This window comes from Plantibacter sp. MPB07, assembly GCF_046619465.1.
Classification (GTDB): Bacteria; Actinomycetota; Actinomycetes; order Actinomycetales; family Microbacteriaceae; genus Plantibacter; species Plantibacter auratus.
This window is the reverse complement of the sequence record NZ_CP177043.1, coordinates 2953163-2971140: the sequence shown is the minus strand read 5'-3', so window position 1 is coordinate 2971140 and position 17978 is coordinate 2953163. Positions and strand designations below refer to the sequence as shown.

General features: G+C 69.5%; 18 protein-coding genes. 11 read left to right on the top strand and 7 right to left on the bottom strand.

Annotated elements, in window-relative coordinates:
• The first annotated feature begins 15 nt into the window (after nucleotides 1–15).
• On the top strand, nucleotides 16–1233 hold the full coding sequence (locus ACLIME_RS13760) for a DUF429 domain-containing protein (RefSeq protein ID WP_159876477.1): 1218 nt from the start codon (nucleotides 16–18) through the stop codon (nucleotides 1231–1233).
• An 8-nt stretch (nucleotides 1234–1241) separates the two neighbouring features.
• Here ACLIME_RS13760 and ACLIME_RS13755 read toward each other — a convergent pair whose 3' ends face one another.
• Together ACLIME_RS13755 and ACLIME_RS13750 are read right to left on the bottom strand one after the other, a co-directional pair.
• On the bottom strand, nucleotides 1242–1739 hold the full coding sequence (locus tag ACLIME_RS13755; RefSeq protein WP_274498841.1) for a DUF2809 domain-containing protein: 498 nt from the start codon (nucleotides 1737–1739) through the stop codon (nucleotides 1242–1244).
• Complete coding sequence (locus ACLIME_RS13750; RefSeq protein WP_236555309.1) at nucleotides 1736–3100, bottom strand: LssY C-terminal domain-containing protein; 1365 nt, start codon at nucleotides 3098–3100, stop codon at nucleotides 1736–1738. The genes ACLIME_RS13755 and ACLIME_RS13750 overlap by 4 nt, the downstream gene beginning before the upstream one ends.
• Before the next feature lie 63 nt (nucleotides 3101–3163).
• Here ACLIME_RS13750 and ACLIME_RS13745 point away from each other — a divergent pair, with 63 nt between their 5' ends.
• Nucleotides 3164–4447, top strand: a complete 1284-nt coding sequence (locus ACLIME_RS13745; protein WP_159876473.1) for a M18 family aminopeptidase — start codon at nucleotides 3164–3166, stop codon at nucleotides 4445–4447.
• Nucleotides 4448–4538: 91 nt separating this feature from the next.
• On the opposite strand, the gene ACLIME_RS13740 is transcribed toward ACLIME_RS13745, so the two are convergent.
• Nucleotides 4539–5624: an NYN domain-containing protein gene (locus tag ACLIME_RS13740; protein ID WP_079704288.1), complete on the bottom strand. Its 1086-nt coding sequence runs from the start codon at nucleotides 5622–5624 to the stop codon at nucleotides 4539–4541.
• A 201-nt stretch (nucleotides 5625–5825) separates the two neighbouring features.
• On the opposite strand from ACLIME_RS13740, the gene ACLIME_RS13735 reads away from it, so the two are divergent.
• On the top strand, nucleotides 5826–6083 hold the full coding sequence (locus ACLIME_RS13735; protein ID WP_159876470.1) for a CopG family ribbon-helix-helix protein: 258 nt from the start codon (nucleotides 5826–5828) through the stop codon (nucleotides 6081–6083).
• Complete coding sequence (locus tag ACLIME_RS13730) at nucleotides 6080–6424, top strand: type II toxin-antitoxin system PemK/MazF family toxin (protein ID WP_342365612.1); 345 nt, start codon at nucleotides 6080–6082, stop codon at nucleotides 6422–6424. The genes ACLIME_RS13735 and ACLIME_RS13730 overlap by 4 nt, the downstream gene beginning before the upstream one ends.
• A 21-nt stretch (nucleotides 6425–6445) precedes the next feature.
• On the opposite strand, the gene ACLIME_RS13725 is transcribed toward ACLIME_RS13730, so the two are convergent.
• Nucleotides 6446–7924: a SulP family inorganic anion transporter gene (locus ACLIME_RS13725; protein ID WP_411558798.1), complete on the bottom strand. Its 1479-nt coding sequence runs from the start codon at nucleotides 7922–7924 to the stop codon at nucleotides 6446–6448.
• A gap of 131 nt (nucleotides 7925–8055) precedes the next feature.
• The gene (locus ACLIME_RS13720) at nucleotides 8056–9468 is read right to left on the bottom strand and encodes an aminopeptidase P family protein (RefSeq protein WP_411557267.1); all 1413 of its coding nucleotides are present in this window, start codon (nucleotides 9466–9468) and stop codon (nucleotides 8056–8058) included.
• Between the two features lie 181 nt (nucleotides 9469–9649).
• Between ACLIME_RS13720 and ACLIME_RS13715 the strand changes: the two genes are divergently transcribed.
• Nucleotides 9650–10033, top strand: a complete 384-nt coding sequence (locus ACLIME_RS13715; protein ID WP_198425018.1) for a hypothetical protein — start codon at nucleotides 9650–9652, stop codon at nucleotides 10031–10033.
• Between the two features lie 33 nt (nucleotides 10034–10066).
• Here ACLIME_RS13715 and ACLIME_RS13710 read toward each other — a convergent pair whose 3' ends face one another.
• Complete coding sequence (locus ACLIME_RS13710) at nucleotides 10067–10627, bottom strand: Lrp/AsnC family transcriptional regulator (RefSeq protein WP_079003723.1); 561 nt, start codon at nucleotides 10625–10627, stop codon at nucleotides 10067–10069.
• Nucleotides 10628–10801: 174 nt separating this feature from the next.
• Here ACLIME_RS13710 and ACLIME_RS13705 point away from each other — a divergent pair, with 174 nt between their 5' ends.
• The 5 genes from ACLIME_RS13705 to ACLIME_RS13685 are packed head-to-tail and all read left to right on the top strand — an operon-like array spanning nucleotide 10802 to nucleotide 15956.
• Complete coding sequence (locus ACLIME_RS13705) at nucleotides 10802–12385, top strand: ABC transporter substrate-binding protein (RefSeq protein WP_411557266.1); 1584 nt, start codon at nucleotides 10802–10804, stop codon at nucleotides 12383–12385.
• On the top strand, nucleotides 12369–13442 hold the full coding sequence (locus ACLIME_RS13700; protein WP_228501403.1) for an ABC transporter permease: 1074 nt from the start codon (nucleotides 12369–12371) through the stop codon (nucleotides 13440–13442). Before ACLIME_RS13705 ends, ACLIME_RS13700 begins: the two co-directional genes overlap by 17 nt.
• Nucleotides 13439–14320, top strand: coding sequence for an ABC transporter permease (locus ACLIME_RS13695; protein WP_079704282.1), 882 nt, complete (start codon nucleotides 13439–13441; stop codon nucleotides 14318–14320). Before ACLIME_RS13700 ends, ACLIME_RS13695 begins: the two co-directional genes overlap by 4 nt.
• 38 nt (nucleotides 14321–14358) lie before the next feature.
• Nucleotides 14359–15180 carry an ABC transporter ATP-binding protein gene (locus tag ACLIME_RS13690; RefSeq protein ID WP_159876468.1) on the top strand — a complete coding sequence of 274 codons (822 nt, stop codon included), beginning with the start codon at nucleotides 14359–14361 and terminating at the stop codon, nucleotides 15178–15180.
• Complete coding sequence (locus ACLIME_RS13685) at nucleotides 15177–15956, top strand: ABC transporter ATP-binding protein (protein WP_079003721.1); 780 nt, start codon at nucleotides 15177–15179, stop codon at nucleotides 15954–15956. The genes ACLIME_RS13690 and ACLIME_RS13685 overlap by 4 nt, the downstream gene beginning before the upstream one ends.
• Before the next feature lie 94 nt (nucleotides 15957–16050).
• On the opposite strand, the gene ACLIME_RS13680 is transcribed toward ACLIME_RS13685, so the two are convergent.
• Nucleotides 16051–16818 carry a DUF1353 domain-containing protein gene (locus ACLIME_RS13680; RefSeq protein WP_411557265.1) on the bottom strand — a complete coding sequence of 256 codons (768 nt, stop codon included), beginning with the start codon at nucleotides 16816–16818 and terminating at the stop codon, nucleotides 16051–16053.
• Between the two features lie 140 nt (nucleotides 16819–16958).
• On the opposite strand from ACLIME_RS13680, the gene ACLIME_RS13675 reads away from it, so the two are divergent.
• The gene (locus ACLIME_RS13675) at nucleotides 16959–17936 is read left to right on the top strand and encodes a phosphodiesterase (protein WP_411557264.1); all 978 of its coding nucleotides are present in this window, start codon (nucleotides 16959–16961) and stop codon (nucleotides 17934–17936) included.
• Nucleotides 17937–17978: the final 42 nt, after the last annotated feature.

The window sequence follows — 17978 nt, the reverse complement described above, 5'->3', positions numbered from 1 at the left end:
CGGAAGGAACCGCTCGTGACCCGCTTTCTCGGAGTCGACCTCGCCTGGGGCGAGGGGACCGGCTCCCGCGCGGCGAACGAGTCGGGACTGGTGTGCATCGACGAGACCGGGGCGGTCATCGAGGCCGGGTGGGCCGTGGGGATCGACGCCGTCGTCGCCTGGCTCGTCGACACCGCATCACCGGGCTCCGTGATCGCGGTCGACGCCCCACTGCTCGTCCAGAACCAGACCGGCATGCGTCTCTGTGAACGTGAGGTCGGACAGCGGTACGGGCGCTGGCAGGTTTCGGCCTATCCGTCGAACCTCGGCCTGCCGGCGCTCGGTGGTGTCGCGCTCTTCAGGGCGCTGGAGGCGGCTGGGTTCCAGTACTTCGACGGACTGAGCACGCCCGCCGCGGATGCCGTCCTGTTCTTCGAGGCCTATCCCCACACCACGTTGGTGGGTGCCGAGGAGTTCGGGTACCCGGATGCGCGGCCCCGCTACAAACGCCTCGACCCCGGTCTCCCTGTCGCCGAGCGACGGCGACGCCGTGCGGAGGTCTGTGACGACCTCGTCTCGCGCCTGCAGGCGCTGACCTCGGCGACTCCGCCACTCGACCTCGACACACACCCGGTGACGGCGCTCCTCATCGCGGAACCCTCGCCGCTGAAGGAATCGGCGCACAAGCACCGTGAGGACCTCATCGACGCGGCCATCTGCGCGTGGACGGCATCCGCCTGGTCCCGCTGGGGGCTCGAACGGTTCCAGGTCCTCGGCGCCTCGGATGCTCCGGACGACCGGGGGCGCGTCCCCACGCTCCTCGCCATGGCGCGGCCCGAGCAGCGCTCCAAACCGGATATTCCTTTCTCGGCATATAACGGTTCAGCCCCACAACGGGCATTCGCGCCACTCAGGGGGCCGATATCCCTGCAAACCACAACGGACCACGATCTCGACGAAGGACATATGAAGAAGAAGGAATACGCCCAGGACGACGCTCCGGCGGAATCGAACACGATCGAGTTCGTCCCCGGCGGAGCGGCGAACGCCGACGCGTCACCCGCGGCCTCGACGCGAGCCCCCTCCCCCGCTCCGACGACCGTCGAACTCCTGCGCAGTGCCACCTGGCACCTCGAGCACGCACGGGTGGTGGGCCACCCCGACGATGTCGAGTTCGAAGCGGCGAGGTCGGCGTTGGCGGAGGCCGTCTTCGACCTCGAGCACGTCCAGTACGGGGAGACGACTCGCGGCTAGGGCACCCGTCAGGCGGGTCCTGAGCCCGATCGGCGCCGTGTCTCCCGGTCCGCGCGTGCGCGTCGCTCGAGGATGTCGTTGCGAACCCAGCGGATCAGCAGCGACATGGCGAGCGACAGGAACAGGAACGCCGCCGCGCCCAGGGCGTAGGAGATGAAGTCCGTGGGGATGAACGTCGTGCCGAGCACGAGCGCCGAGGGCGGCCACTGGTCGGCGAGTGCGGCCGGCACGCCCGTGGCCTGGAAGCACTCGATCGCCGCCGAGAAGCCGAACGCGCCGAGGGCGATCTGCCACAGCGGACGCCGTGGGGCGGCGAAGGCCAGGAGGAGCGCGACGAGGACCGTGTACAGCGCGTTGGTCACGGGGTTCGCCCAGGCTGCCGCCACCGACCAGTGCACCGTCAGCCCGGCGACGATCGTGATGATGGCTGCGCCGAGGAGCAGCGCGCGCTTGAGGGAGGTGGCGGGGCGTGGCCCCTCGTCCGTCTGGTCGGGTGCGTCGGTCATGCTTTCGTCCTCCGGGTGCGTCGTTGTCGCCCACGGGCCCAGTCACGGGCCTCGGTTCCGGAGAGGGCGAGGATGATGGAACAGTCGACCGCGAAGCCGATCAGGTTGGTCTGCAGGGTCAATCCGCCGGCGCCGGCGACATAGCTCGCGGCGAGGGTGGCGATGGACGTCGAGCTGAAGGTCATGGCGAGCAGCCGCGCGAGATTGCCTCCCCGATGGACCCGCCAGGCGAGGACGAGGTAGCAGAGCGTCACCACGGCCGACAGGGCTAGCACGGCCCCGACCACCCACGGGATGAGGACGACGTCGTCAGCCGTCGCAGCTGTCGCGCGGGCCTCCGAGATGACCTGCTTCCAATCGGAGACCAGGAGGGCGCCGGAGAGCACGGTGGACAGCGCCGCGACGACCATGAGGACCACGCCGACGGTGGTGTCCAAAGGCCGCGGGTCGCCGGCCCGGATGAGGGAGCGCGTCGGGGGAGCGTCGGCGGCCGGCAGAGTCGCCGCCGGCGGCACGACCACGGCGCTGAGATCGATGATCGGCAGGTCGCCGTCGGTGACGATCGCGTCGCCTCCGCCGTTCCGCGAGTGGTAGCCGGTGGAGAAGTTGTCGATCACGGACGTCGACGCCCCGAGGTCCGCGGCCGCGATCGACGCGACGATGTGATCGCGTTCGTCGTCGACGTCGTCGGCGATCCGATGGGTCACCTGCAGGGTGAAGACGCTGATGCCGACCGATCGGTCGTACGTCCCGGCGGCCAGCCAATCCGCCTGGTAGCCGCCCGGGAGCAGCCAACCCTCGGGGGTCGGCCAGAACCGGACGTGGTGCCGCTTCCCGGGACTGCCGTCGACCTCCTGCTGGTAGCAGAACGCCTGGGGACGACCGAACAGGTAGAGCGACGAGACGGGTGCCTCGGAGTAGCTGCGCCTGGTCAGCGTCGAGGTCACGATCCGGAGGTTCGCGCGCAGGCCGAGGTCGTCGGCGAGCGTCCAGCCCGCCGAGAGCATCGCCATGTGGATCTGCTCCTCCCGACCACGGAGGCCGAGGTTCACGGGATCACCGAGGATGCCCTCGCGCGTGCGAGTGCGTCCGATGAAGTAGTCGGGCAGGTAGACGCGCGACAGCACGGTGTGCAGGCGGGGGAGGATGAGGTAGGCGATGACGAGGTAGATGACGAGGATGAACCAGGCTTGGGCCCACCCGCGCGCGAACGCCTCGGTGAGCAGCACGTACGCCAGGAAGACGGCCGCAGCCGTGCCGAAGGCGAAGAACCAACCGTCGACGATGCGTGCGATCCGTCCGCGACGATCCTCGGACAGGCCGCTTGCGGGCCCGATGAGGTCGCTGCGGGTCTTCGTCACCCGTCCAGGGTAGGGCCTGGTGCATCCACGTGCCGGGTGCGTGGGTGGTGGGAGGATGGTGGGATGGACTCCGTCGCCCACATCACCGACCTCGCCGACTTCATCGTCGCCTCGCCCACCTCGTATCACGCGGTCGCGGAGAGTGCTCGGCGCCTCACGGCGGCCGGCTTCACCCGGCGGCTCGAGACCGAGTCCTGGGACGGGGGCGCCGGCCGGTTCTTCGTCGAACGCGAGGGCGCGGTGATCGCCTGGGTGCAGCCCGAGCAGGCCCACGCCACGACGCCGTTCCGCATCCTCGGCTCGCACACCGACTCGCCGAGCTTCAAACTCAAGCCGAAGCCGACGACCGGCGCTCACGGGTGGCTGCAGGCCGGGGTGGAGGTCTACGGGGGACCGCTCCTCAACTCCTGGCTCGACCGCGAGCTCGAACTCGCCGGACGCCTGGTGACGCTCGACGGCACCGTGCACCTCGTCCGCACCGGCCCGTTCCTGCGCATCCCGCAGCTCGCCGTGCACCTCGATCGAGGGGTCAACGACGGCCTCGTCCTCGATCGCCAGCGCCACCTGCAGCCGGTGTACGGGGTCGGCGACCTCGCCCACGCCGACGTGCTCGCGCACCTGGCGACGATCGCAGGTGTCGACCCCACCGCGATCGCCGGGTACGACGTGCTCGTCGCCGACACCCAGGAGCCTCGGCGATTCGGTCTCGACGGTCAGCTGTTCGCCGCCGGACGCATGGACAACCTGACCTCGGTCCACGCGGGACTCGCGGCGTTGCTGGCCGCGAGCGACGGGGGAGCGACGGACGACGCCGGACACATCACGGTCTTCGCCGCCTTCGACCACGAGGAGCTCGGTTCGGCCTCGACGTCCGGTGCCAGCGGTCCGTTCCTCGACGACGTCCTCACCCGCATCGGCGCATCACTGGGCGCGACGACGTCCGAACGGCTCCAGGCCTATGCGGCCTCCTGGTGCCTGTCAGCAGACGCCGGCCACGCTATCCACCCGAACTACCCGGAGCGCCACGACCCGGCCAACCGTCCGATCGCCGGTGGCGGGCCACTGCTCAAGATCAACGCGAACCAGCGTTACGCCACCGACGCCCTCGGGGCCGCACTGTGGGCCCGGAGCTGCGCCGCCGCAGGTGTGGCCTCACAGGACTTCGTGTCGAACAACACGGTGCCGTGCGGCTCGACCATCGGCCCGCTCACCGCGACGCGGCTCGGCATCCGGACGGTCGACGTCGGGACGCCGCTGCTGTCGATGCACTCCGCCCGCGAGCTGTGCCACATCGACGATCCGACCGCTCTGAGCGCAGCGGTCCAGGCGTTCTTCCGGGGCGCCTGAGCCGCGCCGCAGCAGGAGATCCGCGCGGGAGCAGGACGCCCGAAGGCGGACGGTCCTGCTGCGGCGCTGATCTCCTGCTACCGGGCCGGGCTCAGCCCAGTTCGCGCAGTCGCAGACGACGTCCGTCGGGGCTCGCGTCCGGGTTCACCTCGACGAGGTCGGAGCGCGAGTTGATGAAGTCGCTGAACGAGCGGTAGCCGAGCGGCTTCTCCTTGAACGCCGGATCCATGCGGATCATCTGGTTCTTCACCTCGGCGTTCAGCAGCCAGTCCTCGTCGTCGTTCTTGGCGTGCACGAGGCGGAGCGCCCGCACGAGGAGCTCGGTCGCCGCACGCTGTGCGTCGGGGCCGGAGGGGTCCGCGGTCTCCTCGTCGGTGTCGTCCAGGTCGTCGGCGTCGCGGTGGCTGAAGACCGGTTCAGTGAAGAGGCCGCCGATGCGGGGAGGTGTCTGGGCGACCGGCGCTTCGGCCGTCGGCGTGGACCCGGACGAGGCGCGACGACGCCCGCCGGACTTGGGCGCGGACTTCGGCGCCTCCTCCGGGGAGACCTCCGCCGTGCTCTCGACGGCGGCAGGGGTCCGGGGCGTGCGCGTGACGACCGGCCGGACGATCCCGGGGATGTCGTCGTAGTCGGAGAACTCGTCACACGCCGCCATGAGCGCACGACTCGTCGCACCGGCGACACCGATCCCGATCACGTGGCGTCCGAGGCGTCGGCAGCGCTGCGCGAGGGAGATGTAGTCCGAGTCGCCTGCGACGATCACGATGTGCGTGAGGTCGGGGAGGCGGAAGAGGTCCTCGACGACGTCGACGGCGAGGCGGATGTCGGCACCGTTCTTCATCGCCTTCGTCGTGGGGAACATCTGCGTCAGGTCGACCGCGCGGTCCACGAGGTCCTTCTGATACGCGGAGTTGACCGGCTCGGACCAGTCGGCGTAGGAACGGCTGATGACGATGTTCCCGAACGACGAGGTGTAGTCGAGGATGGCGCCCACGTCGACGCGAGCGGCCTGCAGGCGCTCGGAGATCTCGTCGCCTTCGGGTGCGGCGGAGGGCACGTGGGACCGCGCGCGATCCCGGCTGAACGCCGCCTTCCCGTAGAGCTGGTTGTAGCGCGAGATGACGATGTTGTCGAAGTCGATGTAGACCGCGACTCTGGGCGTTCCGGTTTCTGCCATGACTCCATCATCCTCTGGTGGCCCGCGAATCGGCGACTTCAGTCCTCCACAGCCCGGCTTGCGGGGCTCCTCTCCACCGCCGCTGCGCCGGCCAGGCCGTGACCGACCTGGGCTGCGTACCGTGGTCGCATGCCCAGTCACGCCGTCGACATCTTCAGCCCAGGGTCGCAACCCAAGTTATACCCGGTTATACTCTCACCTGTGAAGACCGCCATCTCGTTGCCTGATGAACTGTTCACCCGCGTCGAGGCTCGCGCCGCCGAGCTCGGTGTCAACCGGTCCGAATTCTTCGCGGCGGCGGCGAGTCGGTATCTCGACGAGACCGATGCCGCCGGTCTCACTGACGCAGTGGACACCGCGCTGCGGCGTGCGGGAGTCGCTTCAGCGGAGGAAGCACGGGGCGTCGCCGCGGCCGGACGCGACCGCCTTGCCGAACTCACTGCCGGAGACGATTGGTGATCCGCCGCGGTGACATCCGGTGGGTCGATCTCGGCCCTCGCGGACGGGGGAGTGCGCCCGCCGGTCGGCGCCCGGTCGTCGTCGTCCAACATGACGCCTACACGCGGAGCGCACTCCGGACCGTAATCATCGCGGTCGTCACGTCGAACACGGCGCTCGCCGAGCTCCCGGGCAACGTGTTCCTCCCTGCGACGGCCTCCGGCCTGCCGAAGGACTCGGTCGTGAACACCACGCAGCTGCTCACCCTCGATGAGGACGACCTCGGTCCGGCCGCCGGGAGGGTTCCCGTCACCCTGTCACTGGATCTGGACGCGGGGCTCCGGCGAGTGCTGCACCTCTGAGGTGGTGCCGGAGCGATCGGCTCAGAGGTGGCCGGTGAGCTTTCCGTGGAACGCCGAGCTTCGTTCGTCGAGTCCGGTGAACACGACCTGCTTGCCGTGTGCGGCGTACTTCTCCTGCACGGCGTCGAGGACGGCGACGGTCGAGGCGTCCCAGATCTGCGAGGCGGTGAAGTCGACGACGACGTCAGTGGGATCGGCCGCGTAGTCGAACTGCTCGACCAGGTCGTTGCTACTGCCGAAGAACAGGGGGCCGATGACGCTGTAGCGGACGGAGGCGGCGTCGTCCGCGAGGACCCGGCGGACGCGGATCACGTGGGCCACGCGCCGCGCGAAGAGCACCATCGCGAGGACGGCTCCTGCAGCGACGCCGATTGCGAGGTTGTGGGTGATGACGACCACCGCTACGGTCACCACCATCACGACCGTCTCGGGGATCGGCATCCGTCGCAGGGTCGCCGGGCGCACGCTGTGCCAGTCGACGGTCTTGATGGCGACGATCATCATCACGGCGGCCAGCGCGACCATCGGGATCTGGGCCATCACCGGGCTGAGCGCGGTCACGAGCAGCAGGAGGAAGACGCCGGCGACGAAGGTGGAGATCCTCGTCCGAGCGCGGCCCAGTTTGACGTTCACGACCGTCTGACCGATCATCGCGCAGCCGGCGATCCCGCCATACCAACCGGCCAGGATGTTGGCGACGCCGAGGGCCCACGACTCGCGCCCCTTCGACGACGTCGTGTCGGTGATGTCGTCGACGAGTTTCGCCGTGAGGAGGGTCTCCATGAGCCCCACGAACGCGACGCTCAGCGCGGTCGGCCAGATGATGCCGAGCGTCTCGAGGTTCAGCGGCACGAGCAGCGCGGTCAGGCCGGGGAGGCCGCCGGAGACGTCGCCCTGGTCGCCGACGGTCGGCACGGCGGCGTGCGCGATCATCGTGATCGCGGTGACGACGACGATGGCGACGAGCGGCGCCGGCACCGCGGTGGTGAGCTTGGGGAGCAGCAGGACGATCAGCACCGTGATGACGAACAGCGGGTAGACGAGCCACGGGACGCCGAGCAGGTGGGGGACCTGGGCGACGAAGATGAGGATGCCGAGCGCGTTGACGAACCCGATCATCACCGAGCGGGGGATGAACCGCATGAGCCGGGAGAGACCGGTGACGCCGAACACGATCTGGATGAGGCCCGCGAGGATGACGGCGGGGAGCAGGTACTCCACGCCGTGTTCCTTGACGAGCGGCGCGACGACGAGGGCGACGGCTCCCGCGGCGGCCGTGATCATCGCCGGACGCCCGCCGAGGATCGACATCGAGATGGCGAGCACGACGGAGGCGATGAGGCTGACCTTCGGGTCGACGCCGGCGATGATCGAGAACGAGATGACCTCGGGGATGAGCGCCAGCGTCGTCACGATCCCGGCGAGGATCTCGACACTGAAGGCCCGGGGGTTCCGTAGGGTCGCGATGACGCCCGGGCTCGGGCGGACGGCGGTGCGCATGGGGGCGTCGGGCTGACTCACCGTGCAAGCCTAGGCTCGTTCGCAACGCAGGACGCACCGGGCGAGTCGCTGCTGGTGCCGCAGGGGCGCGTCGCGACATGCGACGACCGTCCTGAATCGTGAACCGTCGGTCAGCTCCGCAACCAGGCCTCGAGACCGTCCGCGCTGATCGGGAGTGCTGCGGAGAGCACCTCGTGGCCGGTGGCGGTCACGAGCAGGTCGTCCTCGATGCGGACGCCGATACCGCGCAGCTCCGGCGGCACGGTGAGGTCGTTCGCGTGGAAGTAGAGGCCGGGTTCGACCGTCAGGACGGCGCCCGGCTGCAACGGCTCGTCGAGGTACCGCTCGTCGCCGATGCGGGCGCAGTCGTGCACGTCGAGTCCGAGATGGTGGCCGGTGCCGCTCGGCAGGTAGCGGCGGTGCTGCTGGCCGTTCGGCGACATCGCCTCGTCGACCGAAACCTGCAGGATGCCGAGTTCGCGGAGGCTCGTGGCGATCTGCTCGTAGGCCGTGTTCCGCATGTCGATGAACGACCGGCCGGGGCCCACCTCCGACATCGCGGCGCGGTGGGCCCGCTCGACGTGGTCGTGGACCTCGCGCTGGGCCGCGGTGTAGGACCCGCTCGCCGGGAAGGTCCTCGTGACGTCGGCGGTGTACAACGAGCGGGCTTCGACACCGGCGTCCATGAGGATGAGATGCTCGGGGAGGACCGGACCGTCGCAGCGCGTCCAGTGCAGCGTGGGAGCATGCGGTCCGCTGCCGATGATCGTCGAGTACCCGACACCGTTGCCGAAGGTGCGGGCGTGGCGCTCGAAGGTCGACTGCAACCAGCGTTCTCCGCCGAACTCGATGGCGGCGGGCAGTTCGCGCACGACCGAGCGGAACCCGCCGACCGTGGCGTCCACGGCGGCGCGGAGCTGCGCGATCTCCCAGTCGTCCTTGACGAGCTTCGTGGCGGACAGGGCGATGAGGAGCGCTCGCGACGCCGCGAGTCGACCGTCGACCCTGGGCTCCGGGGCGCCTGCGCGGAGCGCGTCGGCGGGTACGAGGGCGAGGGACTCGTCCAGCACCTCGAGCGAGCGGACCTCGATGCCGAGCGCCTCCGCCCACTGGGGGAGTCCGGCGGACGGGCCGATCCAGAGCTCGCCGCGCATGGCGTCGGCGTAGAACGCCTCCTCACCGGGACCGACGGGCTCGGCGAGGTACAGCGTCGCGTCGTGCCCACCGGCGGTCGGCCGCATGACGAGGACGGCGCCCTCCGCCTGACAGGAGGTGAGCCACACGAAGTCGCTGTCGGGCCGGAACGGGAACTCGGTGTCGTTCGCGCGCGTCACGGCGCGTCCCGCGGTGACCACGAGCCACCGGCCGGGGAACTGCGCGCTGACGACGTCGCGGTGACGCCCGGCGGCTGCGCCGGCACCCTCGGCGAGGTCGACGGAGCGGTCCACCGCACCCCAGCCCGTCGCGAGGTACTCGCGGAACGCGTCGTCCCGGGGGAGCGGCTGGGTGCGGGGGTCGCGGAACTGCAGGCTGTCTGGACACATGGAGATCAGTAAGCCACCCGCGGTGGACGCCGTCAAGCTGCGACGCCTGGAGCCAGCGGAACATCTCGTCGGTGTCGTCAGATCCGGCGTTTCGTCCTGTCCGACCGGCTCAGGTGATGGACGGGATGGACGGATCGTCGGCAGGTTGACACCTGTTCGGACGCCTCCGCAGAATGACGGCATGACAGGAACCGCCGACACCGGCACCAGCGCCACGCTCGATTTCAACCTCGATGCGAAGGTGTTCGACATGGTGTCGTCGTCCGCGAGCGTCGTCGACGCCGATGCACCCACGCGATTCGTCTACCACGAGACGCACGGCGTGCTGTGGGGCGAATACGTCGGCGACACCGTCTCCGTCGGACGGTTCTGCGGGGTGCGCACCGGCGAACGCATCGACATCTCGTTCGTGCACCGCAACCGTGCCGGCGACCTGACGACGCGCGGCGAAGCGAGCTCGATCATCTCCCGCGCCGAGGACGGCTCGTTCGTCCTCACCGAGGACTTCATCGGCCCGGACGGGCAGGCCCACGTCAGCGTCTGTCGGGAGATCGCCGCCGCCTGAGCCGGTCAGGACGGGCACGCCACCGTCGCCCGGTCAGCGTCCGCGTCGCTCCGGCACCCGCTGGGCGCGCTCGTCGCTCGTCCGGACGAACCGGGTCATGCCGAAGCGCTCGCCGGAGTCCTCGACGCTCGTGCGTTCGGACCTCGTCATGCGGAGCGACACGTTCGACCGCTCCTCGTCCATGAGGAAGACGGTCGTCGTCGCCTTGATGGACGGCCACTGTGCGAGCCGGGTGGCGACCAGTTCGTGGATCGCCGCCACATCTGGGGCCCGGATCAGCATCATCGCGTCGTGCTCGCCGGTCGTGACGGCGAAGTACTCAAGCTCAGGGACCGAGGACAGGCGCGCACGGAAGTCCGCCCATTGGCTCTGGCGCAGTGTGATGAAGACCATCGCCGCGACACCGAGCCCGACCGTGGCCGGCTCGATCTCCGCGTGGACCCCCTTCAGGACGCCGGCGCGGAGCATCGCCTCGTAGCGCGAGTAGGCGTTCGAGCGGGAGATCCCGAGCTCTTCCGCGAGTGCGGCGACCGAAGCCCGCCCGTCCTCTCGGAGCAGCTCCAACATGCGGATGTGGGTGTCGTCGAGTTGCATCGATTGCTCCAAACGTCCAGATTCAGCGGTGGTCCTGGCGGTCGATTGAGAGGATATGGCAGATTCGCCGCGAAATCGAGACAATTCTTCTTTGGTAACGGCTTGTGGATTGACGAATGATCGCGTATCGCACTACTTTCAGCTCATCCCTCCAACCAGATAAGGAGCTCCACCTTGTCACGATCCTTCAGCCGCACGAGCCGGCGCGGCATGGCGGCCCTCGGCCTCGCCCTCGCCGCCGGCCTCGCGCTCAGCGCCTGCTCCCCCTCAGGTGGCTCCGATGACAGTGCGGGCAAGTCGCTCGTCGTCGACGCGTCCTTCGACCTCAAGACCGCCGACCCGAACCGCGAGTACGAGACCACCGGCTCGATCGTCGCGAAGGCGCTCTACGAGACCCTCCTCACCTTCACGGGCGACGACGTCACCGCCCCCGTCGACGGCCTCGCGAGCTACGAGATGAACGCCGACAACACGGTGATGACCCTCACGATGAAGGACGGCAAGAAGTTCTCCGACGGCTCCGACGTGACCGTCGACGACGCGGTGTTCTCGCTGCAGCGCGTCCAGGGCGTGAAGGGCAACCCGTCCTTCCTGCTCGACGGCGTCACGATCGAGAAGACCTCGGACACGACCCTCACGCTCACCTCGGCGACGCCGAACCCCGCCCTCCCGTTCATCCTTCCGAACCCGGCCCTCGGCGTCGTGAACAAGAAGGTCGTCGAGGAGAACGGTGGCAGCGCGACCGCCGACGACGCGGCCGAGTCGTTCCTCAACACCACCTCCGCTGGCTCCGGCCCGTACAAGCTCGAGTCCTTCGACGCCGCCTCGCAGGTGGTCTTCACGGCGAACCCCGAGTACACGGGGACCAAGCCCGCGTACGAGCGCGTCGTCCTCCGCAACGTGCAGGGCCCGACCCAGAAGCTCAACGTCGAGGCCGGTGACTCGCAGGTCGCCCTCGATCTCAACCCCGACCAGGTCTCCGAGCTCGACGACTCGAAGGTGAAGATCATCGCGAACCCCTCGCGCTACATGATCTTCCTCATGCTCAACCAGGACCCCGCGATCAGCGACATCACGAGCAACCCCAAGTTCCTCGAGGCCGTCAAGCTCGGCATCGACTACGACAAGATCGTCGACCTCGCCGGCGACGGTTCCGTCCGTCCCGGTGGCTTCATCCCCTCGATCTTCAACGGTGCGCTCGACGCCGCCGACGGCAACCAGTTCGACGCCGATGCGGCGAAGGCTGCGCTCAAGGAGTCCGGTTACGCCGGCGAAGCCGTCACGCTGAACTTCCCGAACGACATCACGGTGCAGGGGCTGTCGCTCCAAAGCATCGCCGAGTCGGTCCAGGCGCAGCTGAAGTCGGTCGGCATCACCATCACGCTGGCCCCGGCTCCGGTCGCCACCGAGCTGGACGCCTACCGCGACGGCCAGGAGACAGTGGGTCTCTGGTACTGGGGCCCGGACTTCCCGGACCCGTCGAACTACCTCGCGTTCACGCCGGGCGAGCTCGTCGGCCTCCGCGCGGGCTGGCCGGCAGGCGCCGACCCGACCGTGACCGACCTCGCGAACGCGGCGCTCGCCGCGACCGACACGGACGCCCGTGCCGCCGCGTACCAGGACCTCCAGAAGGCGCAGAACGCGAGCGGACCGTTCATCCCGCTCCTGCAGCCGGCGCAGAACGTGGTCACCGCGACCACGATCACCGAGGTTCCGCTGAACCCGACGTGGACCGTCGATCTTGCCGGAATCAAGTAGCGTCGCACCGACGACGTCCAGCGCGCGAGCGGGTCTCCACCCGCTCGCGCGCTACCTCGGCATCCGGCTCGGACTCACGGTCCTCCTGATGTTCGGGGTGACGCTCGTCACCTTCACGCTGACCAACCTCGTCCCCGCGGACCCCGTGCAGGCGGCGCTCGGTGAGCAGGCCGCAGCGGATCCGACGATCGTCGCGCAGTTCCGCGAGAGCGCCGGCCTCGACAAGCCACTGCCGGTCCAGTACGTCACCTACGTCGCGAACCTGTTCCAGGGTGACCTCGGGACCTCGCAGCAGACCCGCGGCGCCGTCGCGGACGAACTCGGTCGCGCCTTCCCGGCCACGGCCGAACTGGCGCTCACCGCCATCGTCATCTCGATCATCATCGGCGTCGGTCTCGGCATGTGGGCCGCGCTGCGACGCAAGACGATCACCGACCAGGTCATCCGGGTCGTGAGCCTCATCGGCATCTCGGTGCCGTCGTTCTGGCTCGCACTCGTCGTCTACTTCGTGTTCTTCTCCCAGCTGCACTGGTTCCCGGGCTCCGGGCGACTCTCGCCCGCGGCGATCCCGCCGCCGAAGGTCACCGGGATGTACACGATCGACGCGTTGCTCGCCGGCCAGTGGTCGACCTTCGGCGACGCCATCGCCCACCTGATCCTGCCCGCCTCGGTCCTGGCGCTCTACACGATCGGTCTGCTCACCCGGTTCGCACGGTCGGCGATCCTCGAGGTGCTCGACCTCGACTACGTGCGCGCAGCACGGGCGAAGGGCCTTCCCGGCCACGTCGTCGTGACCCGGTACGTCCTCCGCGGTGCACTCGTGCCCATCATCACCGTGCTCGGCGTCGCCTTCGGGTCGCTGCTGTCCGGGACGGTCCTCGTCGAGAAGGTGTACTCGTGGCACGGCCTCGGCGAGTACGCGTACTCCGCGGCGACCAAACTCGACCTGCCCGCGATCATGGGCGTCGGGCTCATCGTCGGCTTCGTGTACATCGGCCTGAACTTCCTGGTCGACGTGCTCTACGGCTTCATCGACCCGAGAGTGAGGGTGGCATGACCGACGTCCTCGCCGTCCAGACCAAGCGCAAGGGCCGCCTCCGCATCTCGAAGCAGCTGCGCACCCCGCTCGCCGTCGCGGGTGGTGTCATCGTGCTCTTCTGGCTGCTCGTCGCGGTGCTCGCGCCGTGGATCCGGCCGTTCGACCCGCTCGCCCAGGACTTCGACCGGCTGCAGGCCCCGAGTGCCGCGCACTGGTTCGGCACCGACCAGGTGGGCCGCGACGTCCTGTCCCGGGTCGTCAGCGGCGCACAGGTCTCGATCCCGCTCGCCCTCATGCTCGTGATCTTCGCGATGCTCATCGGTTCGCTGCTCGGGGCGATCGCCGGCTACTTCGGCAAGGCCCTCGACGAGACCATCATGCGGATCGCGGACCTCGTGTTCGCGTTCCCGACGATCATCCTCGCGATGGTCATCGCGGCTGCGCTCGGCCCGAGCCTCACGAACGCCGTCATCGCGATGCTCATCGTGTCGTGGCCGGCCTACGCCCGAGTGACGCGTTCACTCGTCATCGGAGCCAGGGGTGCCGAGTACGTCATCGCCGGTCGTCTGCTCGGCAACGGGCCGTTCACCTCGCTCGGCAAGGACATCCTGCCGAACGTCGTGTCGCCGGTCGTCGTGCTCGCCACACTCGACGTCGGTACGGCCATCCTGCTGCTGTCGGGGCTCTCGTTCCTCGGCCTCGGTGCCGTCCCGCCGACGCCGGACTGGGGCGCGATGGTGTCCGACGGGGTGCAGAACTTCTCCTCCTGGTGGATCGCGGTCTTCCCTGGACTCGCCATCCTCACGGTGGTGCTCGCCTTCAACTTCCTCGGCGACGCCCTCCGCGACGCCCTCGACCCCCGGTCGCAGGAAGCCGTGCAGGGGCGCGCGCTGTGAGCGGCGAGCACGGAGTGACCGATCCGAAAGGACGCGACATGACCCAGTCAGCAGGCAGCAGCGGTGGCGGGATCGTCATCGAGGGGCTCACGCTCGGCTTCGGTCGCGGCGCCGCCGCCAAGCAGATCCTCCGCGGCATCGACCTCGAGGTCCCCGCCGGTCGCATCACGGGGCTGGCAGGTGAGTCGGGGTCAGGTAAGACCATGACCGGGCTCGCGATCTGCGGGCTCCTGCCGGCCGGCGCGGACCTCGGCGGCAGCATCCGATTCGACGGCACCGAACTCGTCGGGCTCAAGCAGCGCACCATGAACCGGTACCGCGGCACGGAGATCGCGATGATCTTCCAGGACCCGACCGCGAGCCTGCACCCCATGCTCACGGTCGAGGCCCAGCTCGTCGACCACTACCGGCACCACACGGGGGCCTCGAAGGCGGCCGCCCATGCGCGGGCGCTGGAGATGCTCGGACTCGTCGCCGTCCCGAACCCGGAGGCGGCGTTGCGCAAGTACCCGCACCAGTTCTCGGGCGGGCAGCTGCAGCGCATCGCGATCGCCTCGGCGCTCATGTGCGAGCCCTCGGTTCTCATCGCCGACGAACCGACGACAGCCCTCGACGTCACGGTCCAGGCCGGCATCCTCCGCCTGCTGCGGAAGCTGTGCGACGAGCTCGGGATCGCGATCATCCTCGTCACCCACGACCTCGGAGTGATGTCGGCGCTCGCCGACACGATCGCGGTCATGCGGCTCGGCGAGATCGTCGAGCACGGCAGCCGGTACCAGGTCATCACCGATCCGCAGCACGAGTACACCAAGGCGCTCATCGACGCGCTGCCCGACACGGGAACGGAGGCGGCGTCATGACGCTGCTGCACCTCGACGACGTCCACGTGACGTACAAGCTGCCCGGTCGCGGCACGCTGAACGCGGTCGACGGCGTGAGCTTCGACCTCGAGCCGCGACAGGTGCTCGGCCTGGTGGGGGAGTCGGGCTGCGGCAAGTCGACCCTCGCGCGAGCGGTCTGCGGGCTGGAACCGACCTCGGGTGGCGCGATCACGTTCAACGGGACGCCGATCGGCAAGCTGGGTCTCCGGAAGCGCGCACCGGAGCTGCTGCGGATCCAGATGGTCTTCCAGAACCCGTACGCCTCGCTGAACCCGCGCCGCACGGTCGGGAGTCAGATCGAGGACGGCCTCCGGGTCAACCCGGTGCGCGACGCGTGGGACGTCGGTCAGCTGCTCGAGCACGTCGAACTCGACGCCGCCAGCCGCACCCGCTACCCGCACCAGTTCTCGGGCGGCCAGCGGCAGCGCATCGCGATCGCCCGGGCCATCGCGGCGGGCCCCGAGCTGCTCATCGGTGACGAGCCGATCGCGTCGCTCGACGCCTCCCTGCAGGCACGGGTGGCGAAGCTCATGCGGAAGCTCGCGGTCGAGACGGGCGCGGCGCTCCTCTTCATCAGCCACGACCTGTCCGTCGTGCGGGTCATCGCGGACGACGTGGCGGTCATGAGCGCCGGTCGCATCGTCGAGCACGGTCCGGTCGACCGCGTCTGGTCCGACCCACAGGACGCCTACACGCAGCGGCTCCTCGCGGCGATCCCGGTCGTCGACGGACTCGGCACCCTCCCCGGCGCCTAGCCGGACCCCTGCTCCGTCCCTGTCTCAGGAGCGCCTCGGCGTGTCGGGTCCCCCGCGCTCGACACGCCGAGGCGTTCCTGAGTCAGGGAACCGGTCAGCGGAGGGTCGGCGGGCCGACCGGGCCGGGGGAGTCGTCGATGAACGGGCGGTCGATCGTCTCCCGGACGAGCAGTTCGAGGAGGCGGAACGCGCCGACCGCCGCGAGCTGGACGAGGAGGAGCGGCCCGAGGAGCGCACCGGCGTACGGCAACCAGACGAGGAGTCTCCGTTCCTCCCGCCAGCACACGGCGAGGACCGCGGGTGCCATCGCGAGGCCGAGCCACCCGGGCGTCGGAGCGCCGAGCACGGGCGTGACGAGTCCGATCGTCGCGACCCAGACGCCCAGGACCCCGAGGACCGACTGCCCGATCAGTACGGCGGCGATGCCTGGAGCGTGCCTGACGTATCGCTCGACCGACACGACCGCCCACATGAGCCAGGCCCGGAGGAGCGGCACCCGCTGCTGGCGGAGGCCGACGCGGAACTGTCGGTCGTCCTCGAACCGCTGCTCGAGTGCCTGGTCCGGCGGGAGCCCGAGTGCGAGGAACGCCCGGTGGTCGTGGACGACGGCCGGCGCGGACTGTCGGCCGTAGCTGCCGATGAAGCTCCACAGGACGCCCGGGACGGACGCGAGGTCGGTCCATCCCGCCGTGCGGCCGCCGTCGTGCCCGCCGTCGGACGCCGGTGCCCACACGACGGGACCGTCAGGGGCGTGCTCCTGGAACCCGATCCGCCGTTCGAGCCGGAACCGGCGTCCGGTCGGGGGGATCTGCGCCAGATCGATCCGCTGCAGCGGCTGCTCATCGTCGTCGAGGTAGGGCATGCGGACATCCTCCCGCAGCCCACCGTCAGGTGTGAGTCCCCTGGATGTCGGCTCGTGACCTTGCTCACGAGTTTCCCGCGTCGTAGCGTGGCGTTCCGTTGCCGTTCAACCGAGTCTGGTCAGATGGTCAAACAGCTGCGATGCGGTTCGGAGAGCATCGCTCGAACGAGAGTTGTCACGTGAGTCTTCGCACGGCCGAGTACCCGAGGCCCGATCACTTCCTGCTCCATGTGAGCGACACGCACCTCCTCGCCGGCGGGGGGAGCCTCTACGACAGCGTCGACAGCGAGACGCATCTGCGTCGCCTGTTCGCCGAGTTCGAGGCGTCCGGCGGTCGGCCCGAAGCGATCGTCTTCACGGGTGACCTCGCCGACAAGGGCGAACCCGACGCGTACGACCGCATCCGCTCCATCGTCGAGCCGGTCGCCGAGCGCCTCGGATCACAGATCATCTGGGTGATGGGCAACCACGACGACCGCCAGGCGTTCCGGGCCGGGCTGTTCGGTGAGGTGCCGACCACCCGCCCGGTCGACCGCGTCTACGACGTCAACGGCCTCCGCGTCATCACCCTCGACTCCAGCGTGCCCGGTCACCACCACGGCGAGGTGTCGGACGAGCAGCTCGACTGGCTCGCCGAGGAACTCTCGACGAGGGCGCCCCACGGCACGATCCTCGCGATGCACCACCCGCCCGTCCCGAGTGTGCTCGACCTCGCCGTGAGCGTCGAGCTGCGCGATCAGGCGAAGCTCGCCGAAGTGCTCGAGGGGTCCGACGTCCGGAGCATCATCGCCGGTCACCTGCACTACTCGTCGACCGCGACGTTCGCGGGCATCCCGGTGTCGGTCGCCTCGGCCACGTGCTACACGCAGGACCTCAACGTGCCCGTCGGCGGGACGCGTGGTCGCGACGGCGCGCGGGCGTTCAACCTCGTCCACGTCTACGGCAAGACGGTCCTGCACTCGGTGGTGCCGCTGGGTGAGACCCCGCCGCTGCACTACATCGACGCCGAGGAGAGTGCGCGCCTGCTCGCTCGCGACGGCATCGAGCTGCCCCTGTCGGACACGGTGTCGGTGCAGCCGGAGCCGCCGCTGACGATGCCGATCGGCGTCCTCGTCTAGGGCTGCACCTCCCCGCTCCCTGAGCTCGCCTCCGGTCCCTGA

What these genes read in the sequence shown, in the direction of transcription:
- ACLIME_RS13720 (WP_411557267.1), bottom strand. Translation starts at nt 9,468, where the DNA reads ATGTGTCCAGACAGCCTGCAGTTCCGCGACCCCCGCACCCAGCCGCTC.
- ACLIME_RS13755 (WP_274498841.1), bottom strand. Translation starts at nt 1,739, where the DNA reads ATGACCGACGCACCCGACCAGACGGACGAGGGGCCACGCCCCGCCACC.
- ACLIME_RS13725 (WP_411558798.1), bottom strand. Translation starts at nt 7,924, where the DNA reads ATGCGCACCGCCGTCCGCCCGAGCCCGGGCGTCATCGCGACCCTACGG.
- ACLIME_RS13690 (WP_159876468.1), top strand. Translation starts at nt 14,359, where the DNA reads ATGACCCAGTCAGCAGGCAGCAGCGGTGGCGGGATCGTCATCGAGGGG.
- ACLIME_RS13710 (WP_079003723.1), bottom strand. Translation starts at nt 10,627, where the DNA reads ATGCAACTCGACGACACCCACATCCGCATGTTGGAGCTGCTCCGAGAG.
- ACLIME_RS13745 (WP_159876473.1), top strand. Translation starts at nt 3,164, where the DNA reads ATGGACTCCGTCGCCCACATCACCGACCTCGCCGACTTCATCGTCGCC.
- ACLIME_RS13715 (WP_198425018.1), top strand. Translation starts at nt 9,650, where the DNA reads ATGACAGGAACCGCCGACACCGGCACCAGCGCCACGCTCGATTTCAAC.
- ACLIME_RS13680 (WP_411557265.1), bottom strand. Translation starts at nt 16,818, where the DNA reads ATGCCCTACCTCGACGACGATGAGCAGCCGCTGCAGCGGATCGATCTG.
- ACLIME_RS13740 (WP_079704288.1), bottom strand. Translation starts at nt 5,624, where the DNA reads ATGGCAGAAACCGGAACGCCCAGAGTCGCGGTCTACATCGACTTCGAC.
- ACLIME_RS13685 (WP_079003721.1), top strand. Translation starts at nt 15,177, where the DNA reads ATGACGCTGCTGCACCTCGACGACGTCCACGTGACGTACAAGCTGCCC.
- ACLIME_RS13695 (WP_079704282.1), top strand. Translation starts at nt 13,439, where the DNA reads ATGACCGACGTCCTCGCCGTCCAGACCAAGCGCAAGGGCCGCCTCCGC.
- ACLIME_RS13675 (WP_411557264.1), top strand. Translation starts at nt 16,959, where the DNA reads ATGCGGTTCGGAGAGCATCGCTCGAACGAGAGTTGTCACGTGAGTCTT.